The organism is Streptomyces sp. NPDC048196 (assembly GCF_040652715.1).
Lineage (GTDB): Bacteria > Actinomycetota > Actinomycetes > Streptomycetales > Streptomycetaceae > Streptomyces > Streptomyces siderophoricus.
In genome coordinates this window covers 35,670-52,776 of record NZ_JBEZMM010000036.1, presented here as the reverse complement: position 1 = coordinate 52,776, position 17,107 = coordinate 35,670, and the positions used below count along the sequence as shown (strand labels likewise).

The 17,107-nt window shown below is 74.1% G+C and carries 15 protein-coding genes and 1 riboswitch; of the genes, 6 read left to right on the top strand and 9 right to left on the bottom strand.

Annotated elements, in window-relative coordinates; all coding sequences use genetic code 11:
- Window positions 1–179: 179 nt before the first annotated feature.
- From AB0E02_RS28185 to AB0E02_RS28170, 4 genes are all read right to left on the bottom strand, one after another.
- Window positions 180–836 (bottom strand): transglycosylase family protein, encoded by a 657-nt coding sequence (locus AB0E02_RS28185; RefSeq protein WP_201803737.1) that lies wholly within the window; start codon window positions 834–836, stop codon window positions 180–182.
- Between the two features lie 7 nt (window positions 837–843).
- Window positions 844–1,052: riboswitch (cyclic di-AMP (ydaO/yuaA leader) on the bottom strand.
- Between the two features lie 212 nt (window positions 1,053–1,264).
- On the bottom strand, window positions 1,265–2,281 hold the full coding sequence (locus AB0E02_RS28180; RefSeq protein ID WP_362143976.1) for a transglycosylase family protein: 1,017 nt from the start codon (window positions 2,279–2,281) through the stop codon (window positions 1,265–1,267).
- Between the two features lie 250 nt (window positions 2,282–2,531).
- Entirely contained in the window at window positions 2,532–3,767 is a 1,236-nt protein-coding gene (locus AB0E02_RS28175; protein WP_362144036.1) for a cytochrome P450, read from the bottom strand.
- A 185-nt stretch (window positions 3,768–3,952) separates the two neighbouring features.
- Window positions 3,953–4,834, bottom strand: a complete 882-nt coding sequence (locus tag AB0E02_RS28170) for a LysR family transcriptional regulator (RefSeq protein ID WP_362143973.1) — start codon at window positions 4,832–4,834, stop codon at window positions 3,953–3,955.
- Window positions 4,835–5,002: 168 nt separating this feature from the next.
- Between AB0E02_RS28170 and AB0E02_RS28165 the strand changes: the two genes are divergently transcribed.
- Window positions 5,003–6,283 (top strand): MFS transporter, encoded by a 1,281-nt coding sequence (locus AB0E02_RS28165; protein ID WP_362143970.1) that lies wholly within the window; start codon window positions 5,003–5,005, stop codon window positions 6,281–6,283.
- On the opposite strand, the gene AB0E02_RS28160 is transcribed toward AB0E02_RS28165, so the two are convergent.
- The 3 genes from AB0E02_RS28160 to AB0E02_RS28150 all read right to left on the bottom strand — a co-directional run bounded on the left by AB0E02_RS28160 (window position 6,273) and on the right by AB0E02_RS28150 (window position 10,553).
- Complete coding sequence (locus tag AB0E02_RS28160) at window positions 6,273–8,747, bottom strand: tetratricopeptide repeat protein (protein ID WP_362143967.1); 2,475 nt, start codon at window positions 8,745–8,747, stop codon at window positions 6,273–6,275. The genes AB0E02_RS28165 and AB0E02_RS28160 overlap by 11 nt on opposite strands.
- 81 nt (window positions 8,748–8,828) lie before the next feature.
- Complete coding sequence (locus AB0E02_RS28155) at window positions 8,829–9,842, bottom strand: nucleoside triphosphate pyrophosphohydrolase (protein ID WP_362143964.1); 1,014 nt, start codon at window positions 9,840–9,842, stop codon at window positions 8,829–8,831.
- Window positions 9,843–9,914: 72 nt separating this feature from the next.
- Window positions 9,915–10,553 carry a SurA N-terminal domain-containing protein gene (locus AB0E02_RS28150; protein WP_030414317.1) on the bottom strand — a complete coding sequence of 213 codons (639 nt, stop codon included), beginning with the start codon at window positions 10,551–10,553 and terminating at the stop codon, window positions 9,915–9,917.
- Between the two features lie 278 nt (window positions 10,554–10,831).
- Between AB0E02_RS28150 and AB0E02_RS28145 the strand changes: the two genes are divergently transcribed.
- From AB0E02_RS28145 to AB0E02_RS28125, 5 genes are all read left to right on the top strand, one after another.
- Window positions 10,832–11,062: an acyl carrier protein gene (locus AB0E02_RS28145; RefSeq protein ID WP_030414316.1), complete on the top strand. Its 231-nt coding sequence runs from the start codon at window positions 10,832–10,834 to the stop codon at window positions 11,060–11,062.
- 77 nt (window positions 11,063–11,139) lie between these two features.
- The gene (locus AB0E02_RS28140; RefSeq protein ID WP_362144034.1) at window positions 11,140–12,348 is read left to right on the top strand and encodes a beta-ketoacyl-[acyl-carrier-protein] synthase family protein; all 1,209 of its coding nucleotides are present in this window, start codon (window positions 11,140–11,142) and stop codon (window positions 12,346–12,348) included.
- Between the two features lie 43 nt (window positions 12,349–12,391).
- Complete coding sequence (locus AB0E02_RS28135; RefSeq protein WP_201803710.1) at window positions 12,392–13,267, top strand: alpha/beta fold hydrolase; 876 nt, start codon at window positions 12,392–12,394, stop codon at window positions 13,265–13,267.
- 84 nt (window positions 13,268–13,351) lie between these two features.
- Window positions 13,352–14,017 carry a CatB-related O-acetyltransferase gene (locus tag AB0E02_RS28130; protein WP_362143960.1) on the top strand — a complete coding sequence of 222 codons (666 nt, stop codon included), beginning with the start codon at window positions 13,352–13,354 and terminating at the stop codon, window positions 14,015–14,017.
- 94 nt (window positions 14,018–14,111) lie between these two features.
- The gene (locus tag AB0E02_RS28125; protein WP_362143957.1) at window positions 14,112–14,561 is read left to right on the top strand and encodes a hypothetical protein; all 450 of its coding nucleotides are present in this window, start codon (window positions 14,112–14,114) and stop codon (window positions 14,559–14,561) included.
- Window positions 14,562–14,610: 49 nt separating this feature from the next.
- Here the strand turns inward: AB0E02_RS28125 and AB0E02_RS28120 are convergent, their stop codons facing one another.
- Both AB0E02_RS28120 and AB0E02_RS28115 read right to left on the bottom strand, forming a co-directional pair.
- A complete protein-coding gene (locus tag AB0E02_RS28120; RefSeq protein WP_362143954.1) occupies window positions 14,611–16,353 on the bottom strand; it encodes a serine/threonine-protein kinase in 1,743 nt (580 codons plus the stop codon).
- Window positions 16,350–17,045, bottom strand: coding sequence for a hypothetical protein (locus AB0E02_RS28115; RefSeq protein ID WP_362143951.1), 696 nt, complete (start codon window positions 17,043–17,045; stop codon window positions 16,350–16,352). The genes AB0E02_RS28120 and AB0E02_RS28115 overlap by 4 nt, the downstream gene beginning before the upstream one ends.
- Between the last annotated feature and the right edge of the window lie 62 nt (window positions 17,046–17,107).

The following is a 17,107-nucleotide window of genomic DNA, read 5'->3' as shown; positions in this document are numbered from 1 at the left end:
GGGCGTTTGCCGCAACGTTCGCCGAGCGGGGAAAGTCCGGCGGAACGGCCGGCCGGCGGTGGCGGGGACGGCGGTGGGAAGGACGGGGGATACGACAGAAGCCCCGCCGCGGCGCGCCGGGGGGAGGGGCGCGCCGGACGGGGCCGGTCTCACCAGGGGTGTCCCGGTGCGGGGATGGCTCAGACGTGCAGCTTCTGGCCCGGGAAGATCAGGTTGGGGTTGCCGCCGATGACGGACTTGTTGGCCGCGTAGACGGCCTTCCAGTGGGTGCCGTGCGCCTTGGCGATCTTGGCGAGGGTGTCGCCCGCCTTGACGGTGTAGTTGCCGTGGCCCTGGTTCTTCTTCGGGGCGGCCGGGGCGCTCTCGTGCTTCGGGGCGGCCGGGGTGCGCTTGACGGCGGCGTCGCTCTTCGCCGGCGCGGACTTGGCCACCGGGGCGCTGGTGTTCAGGTCGGGGGACGGACCGCCGGAGGTCAGGCCGCCGGCGCCGGCGCAGGACCAGGCACCCGGGCCCTGGAGGGCGAGGAGCTTCTCGGCGGCGGCGATCTGCTGGGACTTGGTGGCGAGGTCCGCGCGCGGCGCGTACTTGGTGCCGCCGGCGGCGGCCCAGCTGGAGTTGGAGAACTGCAGGCCACCGTAGTAGCCGTTACCGGTGTTGATCGACCAGTTGCCGCCGGACTCGCACTGGGCGACCTTGTCCCAGGTGGCGACGGAGGCGGCGGAAGCGGAGGTGGCGCCCATCAGCGGGACGGCCACGGCGGCACCGGCGACACCGGCGAGCGTGGCGACGCGGACGGCCTTGGAGGGACGACGGTGCTTGCCCTTGTTGATCAGCATGGTTCGTTCGTTTCCTCACCGACGCCTGCGAGGTGAGCTGTCGGGTTCGGACTGATGAGTCGCCCGGCCGGTGCCATGGGCACCGGGCTTCACCCCAAGCCGGCTGACCCGCTTTCACGGGCCGGGCCGGCGCCTACCTTGGTTCCCCCGCTCCTGCCTACGGCGCTTGCGCGTCAACTGCCTCCGACCACCGGCAGGATTCGGCGTGTGATCGAAGGGGCCCGCTTTGGCGAGCGGTGATGACCGTAATCAGGAATCCCCGTGGCGTTCAAACCCCCCCAACTGGACCGAGTTGACCATTTTTGATCACGGAGGGGTCGTAAACCCGCAGGTGGGGACCGGTGCGACGGCGGTGGACCCTTCGGGGCCCACCGCCCCACAACGAGACGCTTGTCTCACTTTCGCCAAAGCGGGCCAAAACCGGCGAACTACCCTGCGGACTGGCCGAGATCGAGCTGCTGACCTGGTTGGATCAGGTCCGCGTCGGAGCCGACGACGTCCTCGTTGCGGTCGTAGAGCGCCGGCCAGCCACCCGGCAGCCGGTGCGCCTGGGCGATCGCTGACAGGCTGTCACCCGGCTGCACGGTGTACCCGTCGCCGCCCGCCGGGGGCGTCCGGTGCGCGTCGTCACCGCGCGAGGCGTGCCGCCCGCCGGCCGTCCGGCCGGTGCCGTCCTCCTCGCCCGGGTCCGCGCCGCCGCGGTGCCGGCCCGAACCGCCCGGCACGCCGTCCGTCCCCGTACCGCCCTGCGACCCGTCCTGCGGCCCGTCGGAGGCCGTGCCGTCCGCGGAGCCCGTACCGCTGCCGTCGTCCGTGCCGCTGCCGTCGTCGGAGGGGCCGGGGGTGCCGGACGGGTCCTCGCCCCGGTCGCCCGGTGTCGCGTCGCCGGACGGCCCGGAGGTCCGGTCGGGGCCGGGGGACGATTCGCCGGTGCCGGCGGAGTCCGAGGGGGCGGGAGTGGACGGGGACGGCGTGGTCTGCGACGGCTCGTCACCGGCCGGCTCGTCACCCGCATCGCCACCGGGGTTGTCGGCCGTTCCGTCGTGCATCCCGGTGGAGCCGGTGGAGCCGTCGTCGTCCGAGGGGTCGGGTATCGGGGCGCTGGTGCCGCCCGGGTCGACCTGCGGCGCCCGGCCGTCCTTCGTCAGGCCGGCGTTCACCGCACAGCTCGGCCAGGCGTCCGGGCCGAGGTCGTCGAGGATCGTCTCGGCCACCGCGATCTGCTGGGCGCGGCTGGCGAGGTCGGGCCGCGAGGCGTAGGCCCCGCCGCCGTGCCGGTCCCACATGTCCTGGGTGAGCTGGAGGCCCCCGTAGAAGCCGTTGCCGGTGTCCGAGCTCCAGATGCCGCCGCTCTCGCACTGGGCGACCCGGTCCCAGGTCGCGGTGTCGGCGGCGTGCGCGCCACTGGCGGAGAGCAGGGGCAGTGCGAGTGCCGAGCCGGTCACTCCCGCCGTGACAAAGATGGCCGGTGCTTGACGGGGGCGACGGTGTCGGCCGTTCCCGGAACGCATGCGGATGCCTTTCGCGCGGCGGTTGAGTTGTCGCGATCCGGCGGCTTCCTCGGCAATGTGTTCGAGGAGCCGTCGATCGTGGATCGAAAGGTAGCCGGGGTCACGGGTAGTCACAAGTCGGTGTAGCAAAGATCACGCGCAGGTCACGTCCTGACGCTCTGTCACCACCGGCCTTCGCCGCTGGTCAGGGCCGCTCGGGCGCGAACTCCACCGGCAGCGACCGCAGTCCGCGCATGATGAGCCCGCCGCGCCAGCGCAATTCGCCCGGTTCCACCGCAAGCCGGATGTCCGGAAGCCGGGTCAGCAGCGTGGCGAGCGCGGTCTGCCCTTCGAGCCGGGCGAGCGGGGCGCCCAGGCAGTAGTGGATGCCGTGCCCGTAGCCCAGATGCTGATTGTCACGCCGGGTCAGGTCGAGCACGTCCGGCTCGGGGAAGCGCGCCGGGTCACGGTCGGCGGCGGCCAGGACGACCAGGACGGGGTCCCCCTCGGCGATCCGCTGCCCGCCCAGGGTCAGCTCCTCGGTGGCGAACCGCCAGGTCGCCAGCTCCACGGGGCCGTCGAAGCGGAGCAGCTCCTCGACGCCGGTGGTCAGCAGCTCGGTGTCGCCCGCCGCCAGCGACTTCTGCAGCAGCTCGCGCTGGGCGGGGTGGCCCAGCAGGGCGTGGAGACCGTTGCCGATGAGGTTGACGGTGGTCTCGAAACCGGCGAAGAGCAGGATGAACGCCATCGCGGCGGCCTCGTTCTCGGTGAGGTGCTCACCGTGGTCCGAGGCTCGGATCAGCCCGGAGATCAGGTCCTCACCGGGCGTCGGCACGGCCGGCAGCGCCTCCCGCTTGCGGTGGATCAGCTCGGCGAGATAGCCGCGCATCTTCTTCACCGACCGCGCGACCCCGCCGCGCGGCCCTCCCCCGTGCCGGATCATCATGCCCGCCCAGTCCCGGAAGTCGTCCTGGTCCTCGCGCGGGACGCCCAGCAGGTCACAGATCGCGTAGATCGGCAGCGGGAACGCGAACTCGTGGATCAGATCGGCCTCGCCGCGGCCGGCGAACCCGTCGATGAGGTGATCGGTCAGCTCTTGCACCCGGGGCGCGAACTCGGCCACCCGACGGGGTGTGAACGCCTTGCTGACCAGCCGGCGCAGCCGGGTGTGGTCCGGCGGGTCGATGTTGAGCAGATGCGTCATCAGGTTGGCGCTGCGCTCGCCCGGGATGCCGACCTTGCCCTTGCCGTGCGCGGACTCGCTGTGGTGCACCGGGTTCTTGGAGAGCCGGGCGTCGGCCAGCGCCTGCCGCGCCTCGGTGTAGCGGGTCACCAGCCATGCCTCGACCCCGCTGGGCAGCGCCGTGCGGTGCACCGGCGCGTACTCCCGCAGCCAGGCGTACGCCGGATACGGATCGGACGCGAACTCCCAGGTGAACAGCGCGGGCGCGGGCGGGACCGGCCGGTTTGCCGGGCAGCCCGCGGGGCGGTCCGGAGCGCTGTCGGCGGGCGCGGGGTCCGTAGGGGTGGGGTGGGGCTTGTCGTGCACCCTCTGACCGTAACCGCCCCGGAGGACGCCCGGCGCACGGACGGCGGCCCCGCCCCGGGCCACCCGGTGGTCCCCCCTCAGGACGCGCCCGGATCCACCCCCAGCCCCTCCAGAAAGGCCACCGCCGCCGGGGACGGCCCCAGGGCGCTCCACACCACCCGTTCCGTACGCTCCGGCGCCGGCCGCGCCCGCACGATGTGCAGCCCGGACAGCTCGGCGGCGATGGCCTCCGGGACCATGCCGATGCCCAGCCCGGCCCGCACCAGCTTCGCCAGGAACTCCACCGTGGTCACCTCGAAGGACACCTCCGACGACAGCCCGGCCGCCCGGAACGCCTCGTCGCGCTGGCGCCGGGCCGCCGAACCCGCCGTGAAGTCCACGAAGGTCTCCCGCGCCAGCCGCGCCAGCGTCGTCCACTCCCGCCCCGCCAGCGCATGCCCCGGCGGTACGACGGCCACCAGCTCGCCGCGGGCCAGCACCCGCTCCCGTACGCCGGACGGGCGGGCGGCGGGCACCAGCCCGACGAAGGCCACGTCCAGCGTTCCCTCCCGCACCTTCTCGATGAGCGGATCGCTCATCTCCATCTGCAGGCCGACCCGCACCCGCGGACAGCGCCGGCGGAAGTCGCCCAGCTCCCGGGCGAGATCGACGGCCGCCACGGTCGAGATCGCGCCCACCGCCAGCCGGCCGCGCACCTCCCCGGTCGCCGCCGCCACCTCGGCCCGGGCCCGCTCGGCCGCCGCCAGCGCCTGCCGCGCCACGGGGACGAACGCCTCGCCGGCGGCGGTCAGCCGGACGCTGCGGCTGGTCCGGTCGAAGAGCCGCGCCCCGAGCTCCTTCTCCAGCCGGGCGATCTGGTGGCTGAGGGCCGACTGCACGACGTGGCACCGCTCGGCGGCCCGGGTGAACCCGCCCGTTTCGGCCACCGCCACGACATAGCGCATCTGCTGGAGCTCCATGGCGACCGATCCTGCCACCGTCCGGAACAACCCATCGTCATCCGAGATCAATCGCTATTCGAGATAGGTCCGATGAAAACCATGTGTTGGACTCATCGGTGCCAGCTGCCCGACGCTGGGTGAAGCCCGCCGCCACGGTGGTCGCGGGCACGAACGGGGAGGTCAGGTATGACAGCCGAGGACGCACACCGGTCCGCGCAGGGCCGGCCGGGACGGCTGGGCCGCGGCACGCTGCTGCTGATGTCCGTCGCCACCGGTCTGTCCGTCGCGGGCAACTACTTCGCCCAGCCGCTGCTCGACGTCATCGGCCATGACCTGGGGCTTTCGGCGTCCACCGCCGCGCTGGTGGTGACCGTCGCACAGATCGGCTACGGCCTCGGGCTGCTGCTGCTCGTCCCGCTCGGGGACCTGGTGGAGCGGCGGCGGCTGGCCGTCACGCTGTGCGCCGCGACCGCCGTCTTCCTCACCGTGACGGCGAGCGCGACCAACGCCGCCGTGCTGCTGACCGGCACCGCGCTGACCGGCCTGGCCTCGGTCGCGGCGCAGGTCGTCATGCCGTACGCGGCCACTCTCGCCGCCCCCGAGGAGCGCGGCCGGACCGTCGGCACCCTCATGACCGGTCTGCTGCTCGGCATCCTGCTCGCCCGTACGGCCTCCGGGACCCTCGCCGAGCTGGGCGGCTGGCGCACCGCGTACTGGGTCAACGCCGGGCTGATGGCGCTGATGGCCGTCCTGCTGCGGCTCCGGCTGCCGGCCCTGCGCACCACGGCCGGACTGCGTTACCCGGCGCTGCTGCGCTCCACCCTCGCGCTGTTCGCCCAGGAGCCGGTGCTGCGGTGGCGAGCGGTGCTGGGCGCGCTGACCTTCGCGGGCTTCAGCGCGCTGTGGACGGCGCTGGCGTTCCTGATGTCGGGACCGGCCTACGGCTGGCAGGAGTCCGCCATCGGTCTGCTGGGGCTGGTCGGCGCGGCCGGCTCGCTCTCCGCGTCCGCCGCCGGCCGGCTGGCGGACCGCGGACTGGTCCACCACGTCGCCGGCGCCGCGGCGTTCCTGCTGCTCGGCTCCTGGGGGCTGCTGGCGCTGGGCGGCGCGGGCGGCACCTGGTCGCTGGCGGCGCTGCTGGCCGGGGTGATCGTGCTGGACCTCGCCGCCCAGGGCATGCACGTCAGCAACCAGAACCTGATCTACGGCGTTCGCCCCGAGGCCCGTAACCGCCTCAACTCCGCCTACATGACCAGCTACTTCGCGGGCGGCGCGGTCGGCTCGGCACTGACCTCGGTGGTGTGGTCCGCCGGGGGCTGGTCCTGGGTGTGCGCCATGGGGGCCGGGCTGGCGGCGGCCGCGGTGGCGGTGTGGCTGCTGGACCGGCTGGCGCGCCGCCGTGCCCGGCCGGACGGGGCTGCACGGGAGCAGGAGCCGGCCGCGGTGACGGTATCGGTCACCCGATGACGGTGTCCCCGCTCCCGTCTTCGCCCGGGCCCTCGTCGAGGGCCCGCTCGGCACCGGGGTGGCCCAGGGCGGCGGCCTTGCGGTACCAGGCCCGGGCCTCGGCGGGCTCGTCGGCCGTCTTGTGCAGCTCGGCGAGGCGGAAGGCGCCGTGGGGGTCGCCGGATTCGTAGGCCTTCTCGTACCAGGGGCGGGCCTCTTCCGGGCGGCCCCGGCACTCCAGGAAGATGCCGAAGTTGGCGGCGGCGAGGGGTTTGCCCTCGTCGGCGTCCTCCCGGAGTTCCAGGTCGATGCTGTAGGGCGATACCGCATCGAAGTGGTCGCGCAGCCGCTGCGCCGCCTGCTTGTCGCCGGAGTCCGCCGCGCGCCGCAACCACACTTCGGCGGTTCCGCGGTCGTTCCACAGCAGGAGCAGGCTCGCCCAGCGCCCAGCGGCTTCGGTGCAACCGGCCCGGATCGCGTCGTAGTAGCTCTCGAAGGCGCCGTTGTCGTCCCCGGCGGCCAGCCGCAGATCGCCCCATAGACACGCCGCTTCCATATTCCCGCCCTCCCTTCCGACGCCCAGCCAGCGCTCCGCACGCTCCCGCAGCAGCTTCCCCAGCAGCGTGGCCGCCTCCGCGTCCCCCAACTCCGCGGCGAGCTCCAGATACGGTTCGGCGGCCTTGCCCTCGCCCCGGTCGGCCAGCATCCGGCCCAGCCGCCCCGCGGACTCCGGCCGCCCCGCATCCGCCGCGCGCCGGAACCACTCCTCGGCCTCCGCCCGCTCCCCCAGCGACTCGGCCACCAACCCGAGGTTGTGCAGCGCGGTGTCGTCGCCCGCCTCGGCGGCCCGCCGGAACGCCTCGCGGGCGGTGGCCGCGACGCTCGGGTAGTCGTACGTGTCGTCCGTCCGCGCCACAGCCAGGGCGAAGCGCCAGATCCGGCCGTCCACCGGCGGCAGGGTGTCCTGCCGCTCGGCCGCCTCCAGGAGGAAGGGCGCGATCCGCCAGGTGTCGCCGGTGCCGCGCACCAGGAACCGCAGCAGACCGTGGCGGCGTTCCCTCGCCCAGGCCTGGGCGTCCGGCACCGCCTCCCGGTCCATACCGGTCACGTCCGCATAGCCCTCGTGCACCTTGACCAGCAGGTCCATCGGCAGCGGGCCCCGCAGCCCGCAGCGGGCCAGGTCGAGGGCGGCCCGGACCAGGGCGTGGCCGCGCGGATGGCGGTCGGCGCGGCGGGCCCGCCACCACTCGTCCCAGAGCAGCGGCCCGAGCGTCAGATAGGCGGCCGCGCCTTCCGGTCCGCTGGAACAGAGCGCGTCGACCAGCCGCCGGTCCCCCGTCCGTCCGGCACGCTGCGCCAGCCGTGCCCGCTCGGCCGGGCTCCACCCGCGGGCCAGCTCGACCACGGTCGCCAGGTCCAGTACCCGGCCGTGCGGGGTGTGCCGGTGCTCGTCGTAGGCGTCCTCACGCATCGTGGCGAGCACGGTCACGCCCAGCGCGGTCAGCCGGGCCAGCAGCCTCGGCTCCAGACCACCGCCCCCGCCCCCGCCCGCGGCGTCGCCGAGGTGCCCGTCGAGGTCGTCCAGCCAGAGGACGTACCGGCCAGGACGCCCCTGTAACAGGGCGGGCAGACCGCGCAGGTCGGCGCCGCGCGCGGGCGCGAACACCCGGAATCCGGCGAGCCCTTGGGCCATCGCCTCCAGCGCGGTACGCGACTTGCCGGCGAACGGCTCCCCGAGCACCAGGACCAGGCCGCCGGCCTCCCGGGCCCGGGTGACCGCCGCGATGAGGGCGTCGTCGCGGTCCCGGAGGACGTACGGCGGCAGCGGCGGGAGGGCCGGGATCCGGTGCGTGGGGCGCACGCCCAGGGCGACCGGGTCGACGTCCTCGGCCCGCGGCCAGCCGTCGGGGTCGGGCAGCGCGCTCTGAAGCGAACTGGCGTGGAACGTCAGCGAGTTGATGGAGGCGGCCTGGATGACGTGGCCCTGAAGGCCACCGGTCACGGAGTTGCGCACCGGCGGGACGGGGTGGCCGTCCGGCCCGGCGGCCAACTCACCGGCCACCTCCCCGGCCGACTCGCCGACCACCCCCTCGGTCAGCTTCCCGGCCGCCTCGCCGGTCAACTCCTCGCAGAGGGACCGGAGTTCGACCGCGGCCTCCGGATACTGCTCCAGCAGGCCGCGCAGACTGGCCTGCCAGCGCGCGGTCACCTCGTCCGACGACTCCGACGACCCCGACGTCTCGGGCGGCGCAGCGGGAGACGGCTCTTCCACCGGCCGCGGCGGGGCGGGCGTCTCCGCCGCGTCCGCCGCCTCGGCGGGCGTTTCGGCAGGGGCTTCGGCAGCAGCCTCGGCGGGGGCGTCGGCCTCCACGCGCCGGAAAAGCTCCGCGACCCTCAGCCGGACGTCCGCCCAGGCGTCCGTCGCCATGGCCTGCACCACCGCGGTCGCGCCCATGCTCGCCAGCTCCGCGATCTCCGCTCCCACCGTGCCCCCTCACCCCGCGTGCCCCGCAACCCACCCTGCGCCCAAGGTACTCAGAAGCCCTGCCGGATCAGCAGGAAACCGCTAAGCGGCCCCGCCCTCCGCCGCCAGCACCGCGTCACGGTAGGCGCGGGCCGCCGCGCGGAGCGCCGCCTCCGGGTCGGTGCCCTCCGCCTCGGCGCGGAGCGCCATGGCCAGGAGCTCGTACCCGATGCCGCGGCCGGCCGGCAGCGGCACGTCCAGGCCCGCCGTGCGCACCCGCGACGCCAGCTTCGCCGCCAGGGCCAGGCCGGGCTGGGCCAGCGGCACGCCCTCGGTCACCGAGCCGCGCTGCTTCTCGACGGCCTTGGTGCGTATCCAGTGCGCCTTGACGTCCTCCGGGGTCGCCGCCTCGGCCTCCCCGAAGACATGCGGATGGCGGTGGATCAGCTTCTCCACGATCGTGCCCGCCACGTCGTCGATGGAGAACGGCTCCTCCGGGTCGTCCTGCGCGATCCGGGCGTGGAAGACGACCTGGAGGAGCACGTCCCCCAGCTCCTCGCGCAGCTCGACCCGGTCGCCGGCCTCGATGGCCTCGACCATCTCGTACGCCTCCTCCAGGCCGTACTTGGCGAGGTCCTGGTGGGTCCGGATGCTGCTCCAGGGGCACTCGGCGCGGATCTGGTCCATGACCTGGACGAGGTCGAGCAGCCGGGCGCCGGGCAGGTCGTACGAGCCGGGCAGCAGCTCCAGGTCGGGCATGGTCTCGCGGCCGGAGCCGGCCAGCCGGGCCAGTCCGTCGGTGAGCGCGCTCTCGCCCTCCGCCGAGGTCAGCACGACGGCCGTACGGTCCTCGGGGACGCAGAAGTCGACCAGCTCACGGGCGGTCGGGGCGGCGGTCTCCACCGCGATGCCGGCCTCGCGCAGATACGGCAGCTGCGGATGGTCCGGATCGGCGCACAGCACCCGCTCGGCGGCGCGCAGGACCTGCCACGCGGGCCAGGACAGCAGCCCGGGGGCGACCCGGTGGCTGGTGGTGAGCAGGACCAGGCGTCCGGTGCCGGGGCCCTCGGGGCGGGCGGCGGCGCCGGCGTCGGCGGCGGAGGCGTCAGCGTTCACCCATCGAAAGTAACGCACCCCACCGACAACCCCACCGGCACCGCCCGGCGCCCGCGCCGCCGCCCGCCCGGATCAGGTCTGCTGCCGCACCGGTGCGGCGGCGATCCACGGGTCCTTGGTCTCGCCGAGGATGACCTGCCGGTCGTCCCACTTGCCGAAGCGCGGATTGACGTCGATCCCCATCGACCGGGACGTCCGGGCCAGCGACCGGGCGAGCTTCTGCTGGCCCTGCGGCTTGCCGCGGTCCGCGCCGAGGTGCCGGGCGATGCCGTCGAGCAGCAGCTGGTTGCGGACCGTGCCGTCGACCTCGTCGGGGGCGATGCCCTGCTGCAGCCACATCGCCTGCAGCCGCTCGGCCCCGCCGGCCTGCTTCTCGGCCTTGCCGCGCCACGCCTGGACGTCCTTGCGGCTGACCGTCACCCCGGCGTCCTTCGCGCCGCGCGCCAGCACCTCGTCGAAGATCATGCCGTTGAGCGTGGCCAGGCTGAGCCGGCCGGTGTTCATGATCAGCTGGCCGCCCTGCGGGGACCTGGCCTGCGCGGCCCGTACGTCCCGGACCTTCGCCTGCAGCTGGGCGACGGTGATCCGCTTGCCGTCCACGATGGCGGCGGCACCGGGGTGCGCCTGGCCCCCGCAGGCGGTGAGCAGCGGTGTCGCGGCCAGCAGAGCGGCGGTGGCGGATACGGAGAGCGCTGTCCTACGGCGGAACACTTGGCCTCCCGGCAGATCGTGCGACGGAGTCTCGACCTTGAGTGATCGATGCTATGAAGTCGGCGTGGCCCAGGCCACTGCTTCGGCCAACGATCTGCGCCGTGGTCGGTTTCTGCGCCCCGCACCCGGCCCGCACGGTCCGCCCGGCCGCCCGGGCGGTCCTCGGCCCGCCCCGCACGGCGCACCGCACGAACGCCGGGCGTGGCGTGACTCAACGGGCGTCTGTGGCGTTGTCCCCATAGTCCGGCGGGCCCCAACCGGTGAGAAAGGTGGCTGGAGTGGACATCGCGGAACAGGTGCGGACCCTGTTGACGACGAAATTCGGGGTGGATCCCCTCTCCGTGAACCCGGAGGTCCCGTTGCGGAAGCTGGGGGTCGACTCGCTGGCGCTGGAGGAGCTGCGGCTGCTCATCGAGGACGGTCTCCAGGTGGATCTGGAGGACGTCGAGCTGACGCCCCGGGACAGTTACGGCCAGTTGCTGGCGGCCGTGCACGTGGCGGCCGCGTGAGCCGCCCGGGCCGGGAGCCCCGCCCGGTCCCGGGCGGGTACGCGACCGGCCCCGCGCAGCAGCCGTACGCGGCTGCCGTGACCGGTCTGGGCATGCTGACCGCCGCCGGCGCCGGGGCGGGCGCGAGTTGGCGGGAGATCACCCGCGCCACCACACCGTCCGGGGTGCGCCGGCCGGCCGAACTGCAGGACCTGCCCACGGACTTCATGTACCTGGTCGACGGCCTGGACATCGAGGAGGCCCTGGACGTGGCCTCCCGCCGCCTGATGGACCGTTTCTCCCAACTGGCGGTGCTGGCCGCCCGCGAGGCCGTGGCCGACGCCGGGCTGGACCCCGCCGAGTGGGACGGCGACCGGGTCGCGGTCCTCATCGGGACCGCCAACGGCGGGCTCCCCGCCTACGACGAGCAGCACACCGTCCTCCTGGAGCGCGGGCCGCGCCGGGTCTCCCCCGTGCTGGCCGCCCTCACCACCGGCAACAGCGCCGCGGCGAGCGTCTGCCGCGATCTGGCCGCCCGCGGTCCGAGCCTCGCGGTGAACACCACCTGTGCCTCCGGTACCGACGCCATCGGCCTGGCCCGTCAGCTGCTGCGGGCCGGCATGTGCGACATCGCCCTCGCCGGCGGCGCCGAATCGGCCTGCTCCCGGCTGCTGGTGGCGAGCATGTGCAAGATGAAGGGCCTCTCCACCCGGCGGGACGATCCGGCCGCGGCCTGCCGCCCGTTCGACGCCGACCGGAACGGCTTCGTCCTGGGCGAGGGCGCCGGGCTGCTCGTCCTGGAGCGGCCCGAGCACGCCCGGGCGCGGGGCGCCCGGATCAGGGCCGAGATCACCGGCTACGGCTCGTCCAACGACGCCTACGCCCCGGTCGCCCCGCATCCCGACGGTGCCGGCGCGGAACGCGCGCTGCGCGCCGCGCTGGCCGACGCCGGCGCGGACCCGGCCGACATCGGGCACGTCAACGCGCACGGCACCTCGACGGCCCTCAACGATCTGATCGAGGGCACCATGCTGCGCCGGGTGCTCGGCGAACACCCCCTGGTCACCTCGACCAAAGCCATGACCGGCCACACCCTCGGCGCGGCCGGCGCCATCGAGACCGCGTTCACCGTGCTGGCGGTGCAGCACCAACTGGTGCCGCCGACGGCGAACCTCGTATCGCCCGACCCCGACATCCCCGTCGAGGTGGTGGCCAAGGAAGCCCGGCCGGCGCGGCTGGACTGCGCGGTGAAGACCTCACTGGGGTTCGGCGGGCACAACGCCGCCCTGGTCGTCAGCCGCGGGTGAGCCCACCGCCGGTCCCGGCGTGGCACCCGCGCGAAGGAGACGCATGAGCAACGAAGCGGTCCACGCCCTGAGGGTGGACGGGCTGTCCTACTCCTACCGGCTGGTGCGGCAGCCGGCGCCCCGGACCGAACCGGTGCTGGTGCTGGGCGGCGCGCTGCAGGACAAATACGGCTGGCAGCACCTCGACGAGCCGGTGTCGCCGCTGGCGAGCCTGATCACCATCGACCTGCCGGGCTCCGGCAACGCCGATCCGCTCCGCCCCGACCAGGGCCTCGCGACCATGTGCCGGGCGGTCGAGCACGTCCTCGACGACCTCGGGGTGGCCCGGGTCAACCTCTTCGGGTACTCGTTCGGTTCGGCGATCGCCTTCGCCTTCGCGCAGCGCCGGCCGCACCGGATCGCGCGGCTGCTGCTGGGCGGCGTGCCGGCGCACATCACCCACGCCCAGCTGTCGTTGTGGCGTCAGGCCGCGGCCCGGATGGCGGCCGGTGAGCCGGAGGAGTTCGTCGACCTGGCGCTGAAACTGTGGCTGTGCCAGGACGAGAGCCGCTTCGTACGCCACCGCAAGCTGGTGCACCGCTACGTCAAGCGCCTGATCATGCATGCCGTCACGCACATCCCGCACGGCTTCACGGTCCTGGACCGCTCGGCCACCGAGGAGCTCAACCCGTCGGGCGGGCTGACCGGGGTGCCCGCGCTGGTCTTCTGCGGTGAGCACGACACGGTGTCCTCGCCCGAGAAGCAGCGGGAGTTCGCGGCCACCATCGAGGACAGCCACTTTCTGACCATTGCCGAGTCCGACCACTGGGTCGCCCTCGAACGCGCCCAGGCGGTGGTCGACCTGGTCGTCAGGTTCTTCACCGACCAGCCCCTGGACACCGCGGACTACCTGGTCACCTGCGAGCCGGCCGGACTCTGAAAACTCACGGGCGTCCGGCACCGAAGCCAGCGATCATGGCCCGCGCGAGGAATCGCGTGAGAAGTCGTCCGAGGAGTGATGTCCATGACCGCTGTCCCCGACGGGCCCGCCGGGGTGCCCGCCGATCCGACCGTCCTCCACCCGATGCCGGGGCAGCCCCGGGTCGTCCTGCTGAAGCCGCTGGTCACCTCGCCGCTGATCGAGGTCGGCGACTTCACGTACTACGACGACCCGGACGACCCGACCGCGTTCGAGACCCGCAACGTCCTCTACCACTACGGGCCGGAGCGGCTGGTCATCGGGAAGTTCTGCGCGCTGGGCGAGGGCGTGCGGTTCCTGATGAACGGCGCCAACCACCGCATGGACGGCCCGTCGACCTTCCCGTTCCCCATCATGGGCGGCTCCTGGAGCGAGCACTTCGACCTGATCACGGGGTTGCCGGGGCGCGGTGACACGGTGGTCGGCAACGACGTCTGGTTCGGCCACCGGTCGATGGTGATGGCCGGCGTCCGGATCGGCCACGGCGCGGTCATCGCGGCCGGCTCCGTGGTCGTCGACGACGTCCCCGACTACGCGATCGTCGGCGGCAATCCGGCCCGCGTCATCCGCCACCGCTACGACGCCGCGGACATCGCCCGCCTCCTGGACCTGGCCTGGTGGGACTGGCCGGTCGACCACCTCACCGCGCATCTGCGCACGGTCATGTCGGGCACCGTCGACGCGCTGGAGGCGGCGGCCCCGAAGCCGTAGCCCGCGCCGGGCGGGGCCGGTTGTCGGTGGGTCGGTTGTCGGTGGGCCGGTTGTCGGTGGGCCGGTTGTCAGTGGCGGCTGCCATGCTCGACGTATGGGAGTGCTCTACGGCTATTACGCCGCCGCCGACGACGAAGAGGCCGCCCGGGCCGTGCTCCGGGACGGCGACCGGCCGACCGAAGGTGACTACGACGAACTGGTCGTCAAGGGCGTCGATCCGGCGGACGACCTGCTGCTCGCCGAGTCCCTCATCACGGGCACCGCGGCGAAGGCGCTGCTGACCACGCCCCGCCGGTGCTCCCTGATACCCGTGCGCGGCGAGGGCGAGGTGGTCGCGGTCACCCTCACCGACGACTTCCGCGACGCCCTGGCCTCCTTCGACGCCGCACTGCTGCCCGACGTCGCCCAGGGCTGGGCCGCCGCCGGCGACTTCTTCACCCCGCCCGACCCGGATTCCCTGGCCCATTTCCTCACCGGCCTCGCCGCCTTGGCGAGGCGCGCCGTCAGCCGCGGGCAGCACCTCTACTGCTGGATATGCCCGTAGCGGACACCCGCACGGCGGACTCCGCCACGAGCGCTCTCGGCGGGCGCCGCTAGCCCTGCACCTGGCTCAGCCAGTACAGGGTGCGGCGGAGTTCGGTGGGGAAGGCGTGGTGGGGGCCGTGGAGGCGCTCGGCGTCGTAGAGGAGGCGGGAGAGGGTCTCCTGGGCGGCGCCGCGTTCGCCCTGGGCGAGGAGCAGGTGACCGATGGAGCGGCGGATCTCCAGGGGGCGGAGGGGGTCGTCGGCGTAGTGCTCGAAGTAGGGGAGCAGGGCGCGGAACTCCTCCAGGGCCTGGGCGACCTCACCGAGTTGTTCGAGGCACTGGGCGGCCTCGTAGTGGAACTGGAGGGCCTGGCGAGTGGCGCCGGCGCCGGATTCCTTGGCGTACTCCTCGGCCAGCAGCCGGAGTTCGGGCAGTGCGCGGCGGTACTGGCCGTCGTCCATGAGGGTCGCGGCGTACTGCTTGCGCAGGGTGCGGACGACCGGGGAGTGGGCGCCGTGCCGCTCGGCGGCGGCCGGGAGGATGTTGCCGAGGATGTCCACGGCGTGGGTGATCCGGCCCTGGTCGAGCAGGTTCTTGACCTCGTCGACGGCGGCGGCGACGTCCGGTCCGGTGGAGGGGGGAGACGAGGGGGGCGGGGGCACCAGGGGGGTGGCGGCGGAGGTCCAGGCGCCGGGCGGGCGGGAGGTGCCGGTCGCCGCTGGTGGCGGCGGGCCCGGTGCGTTCGGGGCGGAGTTCACGGCCCCACCGGACGTCAGCGCACCCGAGAGGGCGGAGACGCGGGGGTCGGCCGGGGCAGCGGGCGGGGGCGGTGTCGGGGCCTGGGGGGTGGAGAGGGCGGTGGGGGTCGGCTGGGGGGACGAGCGGAGGGGCCAGGGGGCCTGGGGGTGGCGGAAGGGACGGGTGGGGTCCATGGGGGCGAGCGGTGCGGGCGGGGTCGCCGGGGAGCCCACGGTGGCGGTGGGCAGGAGGGGGGCCAGGGCCTGGTAGACCTCCTGCGCGTCGGCGGGGCGGGCCTGCGGGTCCTTGCGGAGGAGGTGCAGCACGAGGGCTTCGAGGGCCTCGGGGACGTCGGGGCGGAGCTTCCGCACCGGCACGGGCTCCTCGTGGAGGTGGCGGTGGAGCACGCCGAGGGCCGTCGACCCGGCGAACGGGACCTCGCCGCTGAGGAGTTCGTGCAGCAGGACACCCAGCGCGTAGAGGTCGGTGTACGGGCCGACCGCGCCGCCCATGGCCTGCTCGGGGGCCATGTAGGCGGGGCTGCCGATGGGCGAGCCGGTGTGCGTGAGGCGGGTGGTGTCGGTGTCCAGCGCGGAGGCGATGCCGAGGTCGAGGACGACCAGGGAACCGTCCGGGCGGATCATGACGTTCCGCGGCTTGAGGTCGCGGTGGACGATCGGCACCGCGTGGACGGAGGCGAGCACGGCGCAGAGCTGGGCGGCGACCGAGACCGCCCAGGGCCAGGGGTAGGGATCGTGCTCGGCGAGGTGGTCGGAGAGGTCGGCGCCCTCGACGTACTGCATGACCAGGTAGAGGTCCTCGCCGTCGCTGCCGGCGTCGTGGACGGTGACCAGCCCGGGGTGGTCGACCTGTGCGGTGACCCGGCACTCGCGGACGAAGCGGCGCCGCATCTCCTCGCCGTCGGGGGTGCCGGCCACCCGGTCCGGGCGCAGCAGCTTGACGCCGACCCGGCGGTCCAGCCGGCGGTCGTAGCCGATCCAGACCTGGCCCATCCCGCCCTGGCCGAGCAGTGCGGAGAGTTCGTAACGGTCGCCGATGACCCGGCCGTTCACCGCCCTTCCTCCTTGCGGAGGTAGTCGCTGAGCTCGTCGAGTTCGGCCCGCACCCGGTCGATGCGCTGCGGCTGCGGACGCTCCTGGGGCGCGGGCGCGGGGAGGTACGGGGCGGGCGCGGGGTGGTGGCCGGGCGGCGGCGGGGGCAGCCGGGTCTCGGTGACGGCGTACGGGTTGGCCGGGCGGGGCCCCTGGTACGGCTGGGTCTCCCGGCTGTGGAAGACGCCCGGTGCGGGCGGCTGCGGCGGGCCGTAGGGCTGCGCGAGGGGCGGGGTGCCGGGGATGCCGGCGAGGGGCGGGGTGCCCGGCATGCCCGCGAGGCCCGGGTAGGCCGCCGGGACGTGGCCGGTGCCGGGGGCGGCGGTGCGCCGGGCACGGGTGTCGACGACGAGGTAGTAGGCCACGGCCGCGGCGATCTGCATCAGCAGCAGGCCCACGCCGACGTTGGTGCGCCAGTCCGTCTCGGCGTAGCTGGTGATCAGCACGCAGGCGCCGATGACCGCCACCAGGTCGCCGCCGAACAGCCACCAGCCCAGCTGCCCGCGCTGCACGATCGCGGCCCGCAACATCGGCACCCAGGCCAGCAGCCCCAGGCTGAGCACCGCGGTGGCCACGAACACCACCCGCAGCAGGATGACCGTGCCCTGCGCGGGGGGACGGTGCGGCGGGTGGGCCGGGACGGGGCCGTGCATCACTGCTCCTGACGGATCGGTTCGTGGCCGGTGGGGCCGTGCTGACACGGCGGCCTGGCACG